Genomic DNA, 15523 nt, shown 5'->3' with positions numbered 1-15523 from the left:
CACCCGTTCCGCCCCCGGGGGCGGCCCCGCTGCCCAAGGAGGCTAGGGGGCTGAGGGGCAGGCTTTTAGGGGCGCGGGGAACTGCGCGATCAGCCACGACCCACCCGCACGTGCCCGCCGCCCAGCCACGACGCACCCGCACGACGCACGCCGGCCCGCGCGTGTGGGCCCGTCCAGACGTCAGTTCGAGTACCCGCGCATGCTGTCCCGGGACTGCGGATAGGCTGGCGGGATGACGCGAGCCGAGCAGCCAACGGTCGTGAGCCCCACCTCCGACGCACTAGCCGCAGACTCACGCGAGCGAGCCGTACGGGCTCTTCTGCGCCATCAGCCGTTGAAACGGCTGTGGAGCGCACAGCTCGTCGGCGGTGTCGGGGATGCTCTCGCCCTCCTTGTCCTCCTCCTGCTGACGCTGGAGGCATCAGGCCTCCGGGATGTCTTCGGAGGTGACTATCGGGCCGACGCCTTCGCCGTGGCCGCCGTGTTCGGTGCGCGCATTCTCGCCACGCTCCTGTTCGGGGCCGTACTGCTCGGTCCCGTCTCCGCGCTCGTCGCGCCCGGCGGGCCGCTGGACCGGCGCTGGGCGATGCTCGCCGCCGACGGTCTGCGGCTCGCGCTGCTGGTCGTCGCCCCCCTGTGGGTGGTCTGGGTGCCGTCGAACGCGACGGCGATGCTGCTGGTGACCGTGTTCGTGACAGGCGTCGCCGAGCGGCTCTGGACCGTGGCCAGGGAGAGCGCCGCACCCGCGCTGCTGCCCACGCCGCCCATGGAGGGCGCTGCGGTACGGCCGCTTCCGGATCACCTCGACGCGCTGCGGAGGCTGTCCCTCCGTACGAGCTTCGCGGCGATCCCGCTGGCCGCTGCCGCGCTTCTCGTCGCGGTACTGCTCGCGCGGCTGCTCGGCACCGGCATCGACTGGTTCGCGCACCACCAGGCGGCGCTCGGTTCGTACTTCGCCGCAGGGCTCTTCGCCGCTTCCGTATCCACGCTCGTACTGCTGGAACTGCCCGATGTGCAGACGCCGCGGGCGCGTTCCCCACTGGAGGGGCTGCGCCGTCCGAGCACCGGGAACGGGCCCGACAAGGGGCGTACCGGAGCCATCGCACTTCTCGTTCTGGCGTGCGCCGCCGTCACCATGTCGGTCGCTGCCGCCGGAGCCGTCTTCGTACTGCACGCGCGTGATCTCGGACGCGGGCCCGCCGTGTTCGCACTGCTCGTCCTCGCCCTCGCGGCGGGAGTGGGCATCGGCATCCGCAGTGCCGCCAAGATCCTTCCGACGCTGTCGCGCCGCCGTCTCCTTGCTCTCGCGATCGCCGTCACCGGGGTCGCGCTGCTGGCCATGGGGCTGGTCCCGGACACCACCACCGTGCTGCTGCTCGCGCTCCTCGCGGGCGTCGCGGCGGGCGTCGCCGCGAACACCGGGCACACCCTGCTCGACCTGGAGACCGAGGACTACCGCCAGGCCCGTACGACGGAGCACCTGCAGGCGGTCGTACGTGTCTGTGGTGCGATCGGCGTGCTCGCGGGACCGCTGCTGGCCGCTGCGATCGGTCTGCACCGGCTGGAGAGCGGAAGCTTCGTCTTGGTCCAGGGCGGCGGGGCCGCGTACACATTGATGCTGGTGGGAGCGTTGCTGCTGCCCGTGGCCGCGCTCGTGCTCGCCAAGGCGGACGACCGGCAGGGGGTGCCCCTGCGACGTGATCTGCGCGAGGCGATCCGCGGTGGGGAGCCTGCGCAGGCGCCGTCCGCGACCGGCTTCTTCATCGCTCTGGAGGGCGGCGACGGCGCGGGGAAGTCCACCCAGGCCAAGGCGCTCGCCGACTGGATAAGGGCCAAGGGCCACGAGGTCGTGGTGACGCGGGAGCCGGGTGCGACGCCGATCGGCAAGCGGCTGCGGTCGATCCTGCTGGACGTGTCGAGCGCGGGACTTTCGAACCGTGCGGAGGCGCTGCTGTACGCCGCGGACCGTGCGGAGCACGTGGATTCGGTCGTACGGCCCGCGCTGGAGCGCGGCGCGATCGTCATCACCGACCGGTACATCGACTCGTCGGTGGCGTACCAGGGGGCGGGCAGGGACCTGGCTCCGACCGAGATCGCGCGCATGTCGCGGTGGGCGACCCACGGTCTCGTACCGCATCTGACGGTTCTGCTGGACGTGTCGCCCGAGACGGCGCGCGAGCGCTTCACGGAGGCGCCGGACCGGCTGGAGTCGGAGCCGCCGGAGTTCCACGCGCGCGTGCGGGCCGGGTTCCTGACGCTGGCGGCGTCGGACGCGAGCCGCTATCTGGTGGTGGACGCGGGCCAGGAGCCCGAGGCGGTGACCACGGTCGTACGGCACCGGCTCGACCGGATGCTGCCCCTGTCCGAGCAGGAGATCGCCGCCCAGGAAGCCGCCCGCAAGGCCGCCGAGGAAGAGGCGCGACGCCTCGCCGAGGAGGAGGCCGCGCGCAAGGCCGAGGAGGAGCGGGTTGAGCGCGAGCGGCAGGAACACCTCGCCCGGCTGCGTGCCGAGGAGGAGGAGCGCAAGCGCCGCGAGATCGAGGAAGCGCGGCTGCGCGAGGCGGAGCGGCAGGCCGAGGAGGCCCGTCAGCGTGCCGAGGAGGCGCGCCGGCAGGCCGAGGAGGAGCGGGTACGCCGCGAGGCCGAGGCCAAGGCGCGGGCGGCGGAGCAGGAACGGCTCCGCAAGCAGGCCGAGGAGGAAGCCCGGCTGCACGCGGAGGCGGAGGAACGCCGCCGCGAGAAGCAGCGCAAGGCGGAAGAGGCGCTGCTGCGGGCGGAGGAGGCGCGGGCAGCCGCGTCGGCGGCAGCGGCGGCCTCTGCGGCGGCGGCAGCTGTCCGGGTGCCGGAGCCCGACAACGAGACGACGCTGCAGACTCCGGTCGCACGGCTGGATCTGACGAAGGCGGACGAGGCGCCGAAGCCGCCGGCGGACGGGGCGCCGAAGCCGCCGGCGGACGGGGCGCCGAAGCCGCCGGCGGACGGGGCGCCGAAGCCGCCGGTGGGCGGGGCGGCGGACGAGACGACGGTGCTGCCGGCGGTACGGGACTCGGACGAGACGGCGGTGCTGCCGGCGGTACGGGATGCGGGGGAGGGCTCGGGCGCAGGCTCTCGCTCCGGCGCAGGCTCTCGCTCGGGTGCGGGCTCGGGTGCGGGCTCGGGTGCGGCCGACCGGGTTCCGCCGGGGTACTTCCGCGACGAGGCGGGGGAGGGCCGGACGCAGGAGCTTCCCCAGTTCGACCCGGCCAACCCGCAGGGTGGCGGACCGGAGCGTTCGGAGCGCTCCGACCGGGACCGGCCGCGTCGTCGGTCGGACTGGGCGGAGGAGACGCCGCTGGACGACCTGCCGTCGCTGGCGGACGAGCTGCTGGGCGGCCAGGACGAGGCGGACGAGGGCAAGCGCCGTCCCTGACGGGGCGGGCTGAAACGGGGGCGGGCCGGAATGGGGGGGCAAGCTCCCGGACCCCCTGCACGGTCTCCGTCCGTGCGGACGCCGGACGGGCTGAAGAGCCACCGGTCACCGTTGTCAGTGGCGTCGCCCACAATGGAGACCGGGCCCCGCACCGGGGCGGTGAGGTCGTGAGGTGGGAGCGGTATGACCGTATGGGACGACCTGGTCGGGCAGGAGCGCGTCCAGGAGCAGCTGGCCGGTGCGGCCAGGGACGCCGATGCGCAGGTCACCACCCAGTCGGCGGGCGGGACCGCCGCCGACGCGTCGAAGATGACGCACGCCTGGCTGTTCACAGGACCGCCCGGCTCCGGCCGTTCCACCGCCGCCCGCGCCTTCGCGGCCGCCCTCCAGTGCACCAGCCCCGACCGGGCGATGGGCGGCATTCCCGGCTGCGGGTTCTGCGACGGCTGCCACACCACCCTCATCGGGACGCACGCCGACGTGGAGATCGTCCGCACCGATCTCCTCTCCATCGGTGTGAAGGAGACCCGCGACCTGGTCCGCCGCGCCCAGCTCTCTCCGGCGGTCGGCCGCTGGCAGGTCATCGTCCTGGAGGACGCCGACCGCCTCACCGAGGGCGCGGGCAACGTACTCCTGAAGGCCGTCGAGGAGCCCGCTCCCCGTACGGTCTGGCTGCTCTGCGCGCCCTCCCTCGAAGACGTACTGCCGACGATCCGCTCCCGCTGCCGGCACCTCACGCTCAGCACGCCGTCCGTGACGGCCGTCGCCGACGTTCTCGTACGGCGGGACGGAATCGACCCCGAAGCGGCGATGACCGCCGCCCGAGCGACCCAGGGCCACATCGGCCGCGCCCGCCGCCTGGCCACGGACGAGCGCGCCCGCGACCGCCGGGCCACGGTGCTGCGCTTCCCCCTCCGAGTGGACGACATCGGCGGCTGCCTGAAGGCCGCCCAGGAACTGGTCGACGCGGCGGGCGAGGACGCCAAGCAGGTCGCCGAGGACGTGGACGAGAAGGAGACCGAGGACCTGAAGCAGGCCCTCGGAGCCTCGTCCGGCGGCCGGATGCCGCGCGGTACGGCGGGTGCGATGAAGGAGCTCGCCGACCGCCAGAAGCGCCGCTCCACCCGTACGCAGCGCGACAGCCTCGACCTCGCCCTCACGGACCTGACCGGCTTCTACCGCGACGTTCTCGCCCTTCAGCTCCGCTCGTCGGTGGCCCTCGCCAACGAGGACGTACGGGACTCGCTGGACCGCATCGCCCGCGACTCCACTCCCGAGCGGACCCTCCGCCGCATCGAGGCGATCATCGCCTGCCGCCAGGCCCTGGATCGGAACGTGGCGCCGCTGCTGGCGGTCGAGGCGATGGCGGTGTCCCTGAGGGCGGGCTGAGGAGGGGAGGGGGGAGAAGGGGCCTGGACACGGAGCGGTCCAGTACGGCCGTGCAGTCCTGCCGGGCCGCAGGGCTCAGCAGGGGGCCGAACCTGGTGAACAGCTTCAGGAGGTCTGCTCCGCAGCGCTCGCGGAAGGCGTCGTCGATGCGCGCGATGTCGAGTTCGTTGGCCGCGGTGAGTTCCGCGAAGTCCTGCTTCTCCTGGCGGGCGGGGACGCGGCCGATGCCGGTGAACCTGTCAGTGAAGCGCATGGCGGGGTCGGTGAGCACGGGGTACGTGGCCCGCCGGTCGCAGCTCGCGTAGAAGTGGACGACGGCCTCGGCCTCGGGGCCGATCGCGGCCCGCAGCGGTTCGCGCCGGTCGGGTGGCAGCAGGACGGGGGCGAAGCCGTCGGTGCCGTAGAACGCATGGCACAGGCCCGCGAGTTGCAGTGCAGGGCGGGCGCCCCAGCGGGCCAGTTGTTGCTGTACGCGCTCCAGGTGGGCCAGGAGGGTGCCGCCGGGGTGGTCGAGGGTGTCGGCACCGTGCTCGCGCAGGAGCCGCAAGGCGGCGCGGACGGCCTGATCGGGGTGGCCGGCGTGGTGGGTGTGACTGGCGTGTCCGGTGCGTTCGGTGTCGGGGTTCATCGGTGACTTCCTTTCCGACGGCCGGAGTTCACACGGGTACGGGCACGGATACGGGCGCGGATACGGGCGCGGATACGGGCACGGGCACGGATGCGGATGCGGTGCCGCACGGCAAGTGGGCCGGCCGGGGGTCGGCACCCGGCCGGCCCCCGCCCACCGTCCGGAGCAGTGCGAGGGAGTCAGCCGGGTTGCCGCCTTGGGCCCGGAAAGGATCGTCCCGCCCGCCCCACACTCAAGTCAATCCTCGGGTTTCCTTCCCCACCCCCAAGCTGTAGCTTCACCGCCCATGACCCTCGACGACCTCCGCGTCTTCGTCGCCGTGTGCCGCAGCGGCAGCCTCAGCGCCGTTGCCCGCGAGCTGTGCTGCACGCAGTCCGCGGTGAGCCAGCACATCAAGCGCCTGGAACGGGAGACCGGCATCGCGCTGCTGGAGCGCCATCCGCGCGGAGTGGTGCCGACCCCCGCCGGGCAGCTCCTGCACAGCGCGGCGGCCGGCGGGCTCGGCGACATCGACCACGCCCTGCGCCGCCTGCGGGACCTGGTGCGAGGTGAGGGCGGCTCGGTGCGGATCACCACCGGTGCGACCACGGTCCGCCACTTCATGTCCGCTGCCGTGGTCGCCTTCCGCCGTCAATTCCCGCACGTCAGCCTGGAGTTCCAGACCACGCACTCCAGCCGCGGCTGCTTCGACGCGCTCCTCGCGGGCGGCCTCGATCTGGCCTGGATCACCCTGGGCGAGCCGGTCCGCGGCATCGAGCAGCGCCCCGTCGTCGAGCTTCCCTGGGTGCTCGCCGTGGCCGCCGACGACCCGCTCGCCGCCAAGTCCCGTATCGACATGGCCGACTTGGCGCACATCAGGCTGATCGGCCTGCCCGAGAACGCCACTTCCCGCTCCCGCCTGGACACCTGGTTCGCGGCGTCCGGCATCGAGCCGACCTCCGACACCAGCGTCGCCGACTGGGACACCGCGATCCTGCTGGCCGAACTCGGCCTGGGCCACGCGATCGTCCCCGACCTGCCCGGCTGGCACGGCCCCGCCCACCCCCACCTGCGGCTGATCCCCGTCCCCGAACTGCCCACCCTCTGGACGGGCTGGGCCGTGCGCCGCTGGGAAGCCCTGTCCCCACTCGCCCGCGCCTTCGCCGACACGGTGGAGGCAAGCTGCGACGAGGTCTTCCCGTCCGGCCACGGAGCCCACGGTTGACCGCCTCACTCGTACGGGCAACCGCACCCGGCCGAGGTACACCCCGAGTAACAATCCCACTACGCTCCGGACATGGATACCAGGCGCCTGCTCCTCACCTCCGCCACCCTGTTCGCCACGACCGGCCTTCTGCTCGGCTCCTTCGGCTGCTCGTCCGGTACGACGTCGTCCCCGTCGCCGAGCCGCACCGTGTCCACCTCTGCGCAGGGGAAGGTCCAGGGCGAGGACCGGGCGGCCCTTGCCCCGTACTACACGCAGAAGTTGAGCTGGCGGGCGTGCGGCGTCCCCGGCTTCGAGTGCTCGACCATGAAGGTGCCGCTCGACTACGCCAAGCCAGGCGACGGGAACGTCGGCAGCGGCGACATCAAGCTCGCCGTCTCCCGCAAGAAGGCCACGGGCCCCGGCAAGCGCATCGGATCGCTGCTGGTCAACCCGGGCGGACCGGGTGGTTCCGCGATTGGCTACCTCCAGGCGTACGCCGCCCTCGGCTACCCCGCGCCGGTGCGCGCCCGCTACGACATGGTCGCCGTCGACCCCCGCGGCGTCGCCCGCAGCGAGCCCGTCGAGTGCCTGACGGGGCCGGAGATGGACGCGCACACGCAGGTCGACCAGACCCCGGACGACGCGGCCGAGATCGCCAGGCTCTCGACCGCGTACGACACCTTCGCCGCAGGCTGCGAACAGCGCTCCAAGCGCGTCCTGCCGCACGTCTCCACCGTCGAGGCGGCCCGCGACATGGACGTCCTGCGCGAGATCCTCGGCGACGAGAAGCTCCAGTACGTGGGTGCCTCGTACGGCACCTTCCTGGGAGCCACGTACGCCGAACTCTTCCCCGACCGCACCGGCCGCCTGGTCCTCGACGGCGCCATGGACCCGTCCCTGGCCTCCCGCGACATGAACCGCGACCAGACCGCGGGCTTCGAGACCGCCTTCCAGTCCTTCGCCGCCGACTGCGTCAAGCGGCAGACCTGCCCCCTCGGCACCGGCACTCCGGCGCAGGCCGCCACCCGCCTCAAGGAGCTCTTCGCCGCGCTCGACGCCAAGCCCGTCCCCACCAGGGACAAGAGCCGCCCGCTCGGCGAGGCCCTCGCCACCACGGGCGTGATCGCCGCGATGTACGACGAAGGGGCCTGGCCGCAGCTCAGCGCCGCGCTCACGGCCGCCCAGGGGGGCAACGGCAACGGCCTCCTGGCCCTCGCCGACAGCTACTACGAGCGCGACTCGCACGGCAAGTACGCCAACCTCATGTACGCCAACACCGCCGTCAACTGCCTCGACCTCCCCCCTGCCTTCACCTCCCCCGCCGACGTCAAGTCCGCCCTCCCCTCCTTCGAGAAGGCCTCCCCGGTCTTCGGCGAAGGACTCGCCTGGGCCTCCCTGAACTGCGCCTCCTGGCCGGTCGAGGCCACCGGCAAGCCCCACCGCATCGAGGCGAAGGGAGCCGCCCCGATCGTTGTGGTCGGCACCACGCGCGACCCCGCCACCCCGTACAAGTGGGCCAAGGCCCTCGCCGGCCAGCTCGCCACCGGCACCCTCCTCTCGTACGACGGCGACGGCCACACCGCGTACGGCCGCGGCAGCGACTGCATCGACACGACGATCAACACCTACCTCCTGGAAGGCACCCCTCCCAAGGAAGGCAAGCAGTGCTCCTGACCCCTTCCCCGACCCGTCCCCGACCCCCCTCCTGACCTGCACGGAGTCCACTGTTCCGGGGGTGTGCGGAGCACCCCCGGAAACTGTGTAGACTTGGCTCCGCTGCTGATCGCACCATGGTGTGAACGGTAGCGATGCCGCCTTAGCTCAGCTGGCCAGAGCAACGCACTCGTAATGCGTAGGTCTCGGGTTCGAATCCCGAAGGCGGCCCGGATCAGCCCCAGGACTCACTCGCCGTGACCTGGGGCTTTTTCATGCCCGGAGGCGGCGTCTACGTCGGGCGCGGGCCTCACGGGTGTCTGCGGTCTCAGTTTTGGTCTCATTCGTGCCTGATCACGGGGGAGCGAAGAACTCGCCCATGCGTCGCATCGCGTTCTTCGACAGGTGGGATCGGCCCTTCACGTACCGCCGGGTCTGACTGATCTGGGTGTGCCGCAGGATCTCCATGATGGTGGGCATGTCGACGCCCAACTCGTTCAGGATCGTGCTGCTACGGGCCCTCCACGCGTGACGGTCTTGAAAACCGTCATGGCAGCGATGTCACCGTGGGTTCAAATCCCACACCCACCGCAGGTGAACGGCCTCTGACCTTGTGAAACGGCCAGGTTCCGTTCTCGTGCACGCTGCCGTCAGCATCCGTGGTTCCCCGTCAGATACCGGTCGATGGGGTACGGGTGGGGCACAACGATGGTGCGAACTTCGAGACGTGCGAAGACTCTGGCGAGCATCATTCGACTATGAACTATCAGCCGATGGCAGCAGCCGTTGTGGCGGTATGCGGTGTTGTAGCTTTGATTATTCAAGGGCGTCGCGCTCGACACGTGATGGATGACGTCAAGCGCGATCTTGAGGTGTGGGTACTCCTGCCGGAGGCCAGTGAGCAGCGCCCTGCGTTGCAGAACAGCATTGAAGAGGCTGTGGCCAGCTACGTTGCGGATCAGCGTGACAAGACGCGCGACCTATCCGGAATGGTCCTGGCTGTCCTTCTAGCCGTGGCCGGATCGTTTCTCTGGTGGCTTGCCGCAAGTAATGGCGGCTACTGGTGGTGGTGTGCTGCCGGAGCGGCGCCTTTCTCCCTGCTTGGCGTCGGAGGGTTCTTCGAGTCGTCTGCTCGCACTCGCCGTGATTCAAAGGGCAACCGAATCCGCGCTGTTGAGGGCCATGGCGCTGCGCAGTAGTCCTTAACTCACCACCCTCCCCAGCTCCCATCTCGTACGCCGTTGACCACACCCCGATGGCGCGGCCTAGTCGACGGTCCGTCTCTGGTCTCAGTGTTGGTCTCAGACAGCGCTATTTCCGGGAGGGTCCGATGACGTCTGCGAGCGTTCGCCACCGCTCTGACCTGGGGTGAAGTACCCGGCCAGGATGCGAGCGGACGCCCTCGGAACAAGGTCGGACAACTCGTAATGCGTAGGTCTCAGGTTCGAATCCCGAAGGCGGCCTGGATCAGCCCCAGGACTCACTCGCCGTGACCTGGGGCTTTTCCATGTCCAGGGGCGTGACGGATACACGGCGGGGGTGCCGTGGAAGTGCCTGCGTGAGCGGGGAGGGGCCTACAGCCTACTTGTCGGGCTTCTGACGTCCACACTTCTTCTTGCCGTTGGCCGGGTCTTTCGCCTTGGCCTCGGCCTTCGCCCTCTTGGCGGCCTTTCGGTCTGTCTCTTCCGCCTTGGGCCCTGTGCTGGAGCGGGACCAGCTTGGCGGTGGCCTCGGCGGTGTTCTTCCCCGACGTGAGGGAGGGGGACCAGGCTCGTCTTCCCTTTTCTGCCTATTGTCCAGGCCCAGGGGGTGTGCCGAGGGCCTTCCGCGCCATGCTCGTGAAGCGTTCCCGGCTGAGCTCCCGTCCTTCCTTGTTTCGCTCAAGTACGCCCACCATTGCAAATGCCTCGTCCATGGTCGCGGACAGTCGTTCGACGTTCTCCGACAGCGCTCCGCGCGCTTCCCTGGAAATTTGCTGGTACTGCTCGATGCTCGCCATCACCTCTCTCAGCAGAGGATGGCCATCAAGGTCCCGTAGGCCCCGCCCTTGGTCCCGATAAGTACTGACGAGCTCCCTGAGCTGTTCCGTACGTAGCCTGTACTCCTCAGTCGCCTCAGCCATGACATCGGCACGAACTGGACGGCCGTCGACTGCCGCTATCGCATCCTGGGCTGCCTTAATGAAACGAGTGGAGACCTCGACATCCTCCTGCATGGTCACCGTCAAGTCCTCAGCCGCGTAAGTGACTTCATCAGGCCCCAAGATTGCTATGCGCCGCGCACGCTCGGCCATACGGTCCGCGGCTGTTCGTAGTTCCTCCATGCCTGTTGAATCTGGGTCGTCCGCACGCCCCGAAGCCCGGGTGAGGCGAAGACATTCGTCCCAGGCTTCCAGGAAGGTCTCGTACGTAATGAGCCGCTGTTGCCTCAGCCAGTGGCCGTGCTCCACAGCGCCCTGGTCCTGCACTTGGCGCCGTACCGTTTCGGCGTTCCTCTCGGCGCCGAATCTCGCTGCTCGCGCTCCAACGATGGCGCCCAGCCCAGTTGCAGCCAGCCCGATCACTGCGATGACGAGAGGAATCACGAGGTCCTTCACGACAGCCCATCATGTCGGTCGAGCCGCCAATGGGAAACAGTGCGTTTCGCCTACGAGACCGGTAGCCCCAGCGATCTGTTCGCCCACTCACGCGCCCTTGCCAAGTGCTCGGGCTCGATGCCGATGTACGGGTCGGGCTGTACGAGCAGTGTCGGGGAGCCGTGGGCGGTGCGGGATGCCGCCCACTCGTGGTCGAGGCGGGTGAAGTCGTCGTCGATCCACACCACAGAAGTGTCTCCGAGCCAGGCACTCACAAAGTCGCGCTTCCAGAGGTAGCCGTTGGGGTGGCTGGTGGTGATCCGGGGGCGCGGCAGTTCGACGTACGGGAAGGTTGGCAGCCCGAGGAGGGGGCCGACCATGGTGGTCGCGTCCTGCCGCCAGCTCGTGCACCAGAGCGGTGTGACCAGGCCCGCCCTCAGTACGTCGGTGAGGAGGGGCCCGTGTGCGGGGTCGAGCCAGATCGTCACCGGCGAGGCCGGATCGTGGCCGGTGGGGACGACGTTGTGGCGGGTGTGGGTCGGTGGGGTGCTCCCGTCCTTTGCCGGGAAGGGTACGAGGACTCCGTCGATGTCCAGCAGGAGGTAGGGCGTCGTACGCATCGTTCCTCCGGGGTCGGGTCGGTCAGGTCTTGTGGGCGGTGATGAGGAGGGTCGCGGGCCAGCGGTGCTGCCGGGGGTCGTGCAGCTCGCGGACTGTGGTGACGTTGAGGCCGGTTCGACCGAGGTGACGGGCCCAGCGTTCGGCGCCGTACTCCCAGCGCACGAGCGGCACTTGGGTGCGGTCGGGGAGCGTGACGTGGTCTCGGCACGGGCGGTCGTTTCCGGAAGGGCGTCGCCCTCCGCGTCTCGGGTGGGGGACGGAGAAGGCGACTACGCCTCCGGGGAGCAGGTGCTGTGCGAGTGCGGGCAGCAGGAGTTGCGGGGCGATCAGGCCGATGGCGCCGAAGACGGAGTAGATCGCGTCGTAGCGCTGGTCGGTAGCTTGCAGGTGGTGGAGGGCGTGGCTGGCGACGAAGGAGGCCCCGCCCAGGTGTCCGTAGTGGGAGCGGGCGCGGCGGACCTGGAGCCCGATCACGTCGACGCCGGTGACGTGGGCGGCGTGATGGCCGGCGAGGTGGGCGACGTTGTGTCCCGTACCGCAGCCGAGTTCGAGCAGGCGTCTGCGTCGCAGGTCGGGGCCGAGGACTTCGGCGCCGGGACCGTTTCCGGGGTACGTGCTCCACTCCATCCGGAGCGGTACGGGGAGGGCTTCGGCGGGCCCGGCCGCGACGCGTTGCAGGGCGTGTGCGAGCCAGGGGGACGCCTGGGTGATGGTCACGACTAGATCTCCAGGAGGTGGGCGACATCGGTGAGGTGGCGGCGTACGACCTTGATGTACGTGGGGTCGGTGGCCGGGTCGTTGATCCAGCGGACGGCCTGCTCCATGAACCACTCGACGGCCCACATCCGGTGCCAGCCCAGCGCCCACGCCTGGGCGCTGAGCCCGCCCCGCTGGGCCAAGGCATCCGGGGTACCGCCCGCGGTGACGTACTGCTCCAGGAAGATGCGGAGCACGACGGTGTCGGGGGCGTCGACGGTGCCGTGCCAGCTGGCGAGGTCGAGGAGGCCGGGACCCGTGAAAGCGCGGGCGAAGTCGAGCAGCCGCCAGCCGTGCGGGCCGATGTGCAGGCTGGTGGGGTGGAACTCGGAGTGCACCCAGCCGAAAGGCGCGATAGCCGCTCCGGCCGCTCGCGAGTCGGCGGCCAGTGCGATCTGGCCGAGGACGGTTTCCAGGTCGTCGGTTTCCTGCCAGCGGTCGGCCTTGCGGAGGTGGTGCAGGTGATCCAGGGCTCGACCGGGCAGGGATCGGAGCACCTGCCGGTCGAGCAAGGGCAGGGAGGAGGCGGCGCGGGTGCTGTGCAGGACGACGGCTGCGGCGGCCCCGTCGATATCCTCGGCACCCCGTACCGGTTCGCCGAGGTCTTCGAGGAGCATGCCGAGCCAGCCGTCCCGTACGGCGGAGGCATCGAGCTGCGGCACCGGCACCCCGAGCGTGTGGGCGAGGCACAGGGCCTGGTCCTCGCTGTCGAAGGGCCTGGTGGCGTACTTGAAGACGCCCGTGCTGCCGTCCGGGAACGTCAGTCGCTCGACGCCGGACATCGACCACACCCGTACGCCCTCCCGGGTGGGCAGGGGGCGTCCGGCGAGGTCGCACAGGTCGGCGAGGAGCGCGGTGCTGAGGTCTGCGGTCATGGGGTTCATGCGGGAATCGCCTTACGTGGGTGGCACCCGGGGCGGGCGATGACGCCGACCCGCCCCGGAGCCGTACGGGGGTTACCGGGGGAGCGGTTACGGGCCGGGCGTCACGCGGTGGGAGTAGACCCGCGCGATCCAGTCCGCCTTGAACTCAGCCAGGTCCTCACGGAAGTTGGCCATCGAAGCGCCGTACGGGGCGACGACCCCGCCGGTCTGGTCGGGCACCGACTGGCAGCCGTGCACAAGCCGCCCGCCGAGCGTGGCGTGTGCCTTGATGGCCTCGATCCGGCGGTGCTCGTTGAACCAGCCCCCGTGGTAGACCTCGTCGAGCATGCCGCCGGTCGCGTCGTCCAGGTCGAAGACGACGGAGGTGGCGGCGGGGAAGAACCAGCACGGCCCGACGTTGGAGATGTGCCCGTCCAGCTCGACCTTGTTGAGGGCCATGAGCGTGGCCGCCTCCCGCAGCATCCGCTGATGCTCGGCGGTGACCTGCGGCAGGCCCAGGCCGGCCAGGTGCTCCTCGCGGAAGAGGTACGCGTACACCTCGTACGCGATGCCCAGCACGCGGCCCGCGTCCGAGGTGGACTCGCCGTGCCGCTTGATGAAGTCGAGCGCGAGCTGCTCGACGGCGCTCTCGGTGGTCTCGTCCGCCGCCAGGAGCTGATCCTTGACCAGGTTCCAGTCTGCGACGAGCCAGGTGTGCGACTCGAAGCGGAAGAAGTACTCGGCCGGGTCGACCGTGAGGCGTCGGCCGTCGACCTGAACGCCGGGCAAGCGGCTCCAGCGCGCGTCGAACGCCTCGGGCAGCTCGACCGTGATGGCCGTGGTGTCGATGGTGGTCACCGGTTTCTCCGTCTCTCTTCGGCCGGACCCGGGGCACAGGAATGCCCGGGCCCGGAACAGGGCGTACGGAACGTGAGGGCCGCCCGGACCAAGGGGGAACCTGGATGACAGTGGGACCGTTTCCGGGCGGCTGATGATTAGTGAACCGCCGGTCACGCTCAGTGGGTACGGTGAGAGCGAGTCCAAGCGGTATACGCGGTTTACAGCTCTGGGACGGAGGTGATCGTGGCAGCGCACAGAGCCCCCAACTCCCGCCTGCGCGACGTCATTGCAGAGGCGCGCTGCTCCTTCGAGTCCCTCGCCAAGGATGTCTGCCGCATCGCCGCCGAGAACGGCGAGATCACCCAGACCAACAAGTCCGCCATTTGCCACTGGGTCAACGGCACCCGCCACCCCACCGGCCAACGCGGCCAGTACGTCGCCGAAGCCCTCTCCCGCCGGACCGGCCGCACCGTCACCCAGACCGAGATCGGGCTGCGCACCCCCGACGACGCCGCTGCGTCCGACGAACCCGACCCCGTGCTCGCGGCGACCGACCTGGGTCGCGCGGACGTCGAACGGCGCCGCTTCCTCGCCGTCGCCGCCTTCACCACGGCAGGCGTGGCGATGCCCCTCGCGTACAACCGCGAAGCCACCGCCCGCATGCTCCGCGCCCGTACCGGAACCAGTCTGGTCGGCACGGAGGACATCGACGTCGTACGTCACATCACGGCGGCCTTCAGTGCCGCCGACGAACGCCTGGGCGGCGGCCACGGCCTCACCACCGTCTCCGCCTACCTCGCCGACACGGCAGCCCCGATACTCCGTGCCCGATTCCCCTCCGAAGCCCTACGCGCGTCCGCCTTCGGCGCGGTCGCCGAACTCGCCTACCTGGCAGGCTGGAAACACCACGACCTCGGCCACGAAGGTGCCGCCCAGCGCTACTACCAGGTCGGCTACCAACTCGCCTGCGAAGCCGACCCACACGGCCATGCCGCCTGGATGATGCGCGCCCTCGCCCACCAGGCCCTCAGCCTCAAACAGCCCCACCACTGCATCGCCCTCACCGAAGGCGCCCTGGCCACCGGCCTCGGCCATGTCGACGGCCAGACCGAAGCCCTCCTCCACATCGCCCACGCCCGCGCGTACGCGGTGACCGGCGAGAAACCATCCGCCGCCCGAGCCCTCCTCGCCGCCGAGGACGCCCTGCTCCGCGAAGACGGCCCCCAGCCCAGCTACTCCCGCGTCAGCGGCCCGGCCGCCGGCACCGTTGCCAGCCACACCGCCCGCACCCTCACCGACCTCGCCGACCACACCGGCACCGAACATCAACACCGCGACGCCCTCACCCGCTGGGACCCGGTGAAATACAAACGCGTCCACGCCCTCACCCACGCCGACCTCGGCGACAGCCTCGCCGCCCAGGCCCGCGCCGACGAAGCGGTAGCCGCCTGGTCCCAGTCCCTCACCCTCATGGAAGGCATGACCTCCGACCGCACACGCAAAGCGATCACCTCACTGCGCTCCACCCTCGCCGTCTACCAACGCCGTAAGGTCCCCGGCGCCACCGAACTCGCCCGCCGAGCCCGCGAAGCACTCGCCTAAC

General features: G+C 70.5%; 12 protein-coding genes, 2 tRNA genes and 1 pseudogene. 8 read left to right on the top strand and 7 right to left on the bottom strand.

Features of this window, described 5'->3' with window-relative positions; translation table 11 throughout:
- The first annotated feature begins 232 nt into the window (after positions 1 to 232).
- Entirely contained in the window at positions 233 to 3409 is a 3177-nt protein-coding gene (tmk, locus tag AB0D18_RS21140) for a dTMP kinase (RefSeq protein ID WP_362420547.1), read from the top strand.
- A gap of 183 nt (positions 3410 to 3592) precedes the next feature.
- Entirely contained in the window at positions 3593 to 4798 is a 1206-nt protein-coding gene (locus tag AB0D18_RS21135) for a DNA polymerase III subunit delta' (RefSeq protein ID WP_362420544.1), read from the top strand.
- Here the strand turns inward: AB0D18_RS21135 and AB0D18_RS21130 are convergent.
- A complete protein-coding gene (locus AB0D18_RS21130; protein ID WP_362420541.1) occupies positions 4713 to 5426 on the bottom strand; it encodes a DUF6817 domain-containing protein in 714 nt (237 codons plus the stop codon). The genes AB0D18_RS21135 and AB0D18_RS21130 overlap by 86 nt on opposite strands.
- Positions 5427 to 5712: 286 nt before the next feature.
- Here AB0D18_RS21130 and AB0D18_RS21125 point away from each other — a divergent pair, with 286 nt between their 5' ends.
- The 3 genes from AB0D18_RS21125 (at position 5713) to AB0D18_RS21115 (ending at position 8496) form a co-directional block, all read left to right on the top strand.
- Positions 5713 to 6630, top strand: coding sequence for a LysR family transcriptional regulator (locus AB0D18_RS21125; protein WP_362420538.1), 918 nt, complete (start codon positions 5713 to 5715; stop codon positions 6628 to 6630).
- A gap of 72 nt (positions 6631 to 6702) precedes the next feature.
- Positions 6703 to 8286 carry an alpha/beta hydrolase gene (locus tag AB0D18_RS21120; protein ID WP_362420535.1) on the top strand — a complete coding sequence of 528 codons (1584 nt, stop codon included), beginning with the start codon at positions 6703 to 6705 and terminating at the stop codon, positions 8284 to 8286.
- A gap of 136 nt (positions 8287 to 8422) precedes the next feature.
- Positions 8423 to 8496 (top strand) — tRNA-Thr (locus tag AB0D18_RS21115).
- A gap of 42 nt (positions 8497 to 8538) precedes the next feature.
- Here AB0D18_RS21115 and AB0D18_RS21110 read toward each other — a convergent pair.
- Positions 8539 to 8772, bottom strand: a pseudogene (locus AB0D18_RS21110) (integrase); the annotation flags it as partial.
- Here AB0D18_RS21110 and AB0D18_RS21105 point away from each other — a divergent pair.
- Positions 8737 to 8856: transfer RNA gene (locus tag AB0D18_RS21105), tRNA-Ser, on the top strand. The pseudogene AB0D18_RS21110 and the gene AB0D18_RS21105 sit on opposite strands and share 36 nt — an antisense overlap.
- A gap of 167 nt (positions 8857 to 9023) precedes the next feature.
- Positions 9024 to 9464 carry a hypothetical protein gene (locus tag AB0D18_RS21100; protein WP_362420532.1) on the top strand — a complete coding sequence of 147 codons (441 nt, stop codon included), beginning with the start codon at positions 9024 to 9026 and terminating at the stop codon, positions 9462 to 9464.
- 590 nt (positions 9465 to 10054) lie between these two features.
- On the opposite strand, the gene AB0D18_RS21095 is transcribed toward AB0D18_RS21100, so the two are convergent.
- The 5 genes from AB0D18_RS21095 to AB0D18_RS21075 form a co-directional block, all read right to left on the bottom strand.
- Positions 10055 to 10861: a hypothetical protein gene (locus tag AB0D18_RS21095; RefSeq protein WP_362420529.1), complete on the bottom strand. Its 807-nt coding sequence runs from the start codon at positions 10859 to 10861 to the stop codon at positions 10055 to 10057.
- Between the two features lie 50 nt (positions 10862 to 10911).
- Positions 10912 to 11460, bottom strand: a complete 549-nt coding sequence (locus AB0D18_RS21090; RefSeq protein ID WP_362420526.1) for an HAD domain-containing protein — start codon at positions 11458 to 11460, stop codon at positions 10912 to 10914.
- A 22-nt stretch (positions 11461 to 11482) separates the two neighbouring features.
- A complete protein-coding gene (locus tag AB0D18_RS21085; RefSeq protein WP_362420523.1) occupies positions 11483 to 12178 on the bottom strand; it encodes a class I SAM-dependent methyltransferase in 696 nt (231 codons plus the stop codon).
- 2 nt (positions 12179 to 12180) lie between these two features.
- Complete coding sequence (locus AB0D18_RS21080) at positions 12181 to 13092, bottom strand: aminoglycoside phosphotransferase family protein (protein WP_362420713.1); 912 nt, start codon at positions 13090 to 13092, stop codon at positions 12181 to 12183.
- A gap of 96 nt (positions 13093 to 13188) precedes the next feature.
- Positions 13189 to 13938, bottom strand: coding sequence for a hypothetical protein (locus AB0D18_RS21075; protein ID WP_362420520.1), 750 nt, complete (start codon positions 13936 to 13938; stop codon positions 13189 to 13191).
- Positions 13939 to 14163: 225 nt separating this feature from the next.
- Between AB0D18_RS21075 and AB0D18_RS21070 the strand changes: the two genes are divergently transcribed.
- Complete coding sequence (locus tag AB0D18_RS21070; RefSeq protein WP_362420517.1) at positions 14164 to 15522, top strand: tetratricopeptide repeat protein; 1359 nt, start codon at positions 14164 to 14166, stop codon at positions 15520 to 15522.
- Position 15523 lies beyond the last annotated feature (1 nt).

Source organism: Streptomyces sp. NPDC048442 (assembly GCF_040651475.1).
GTDB lineage: Bacteria > Actinomycetota > Actinomycetes > Streptomycetales > Streptomycetaceae > Streptomyces.
Note: the sequence above shows the minus strand (reverse complement) of the source record. Positions and strands in the feature narration are given on the sequence as shown.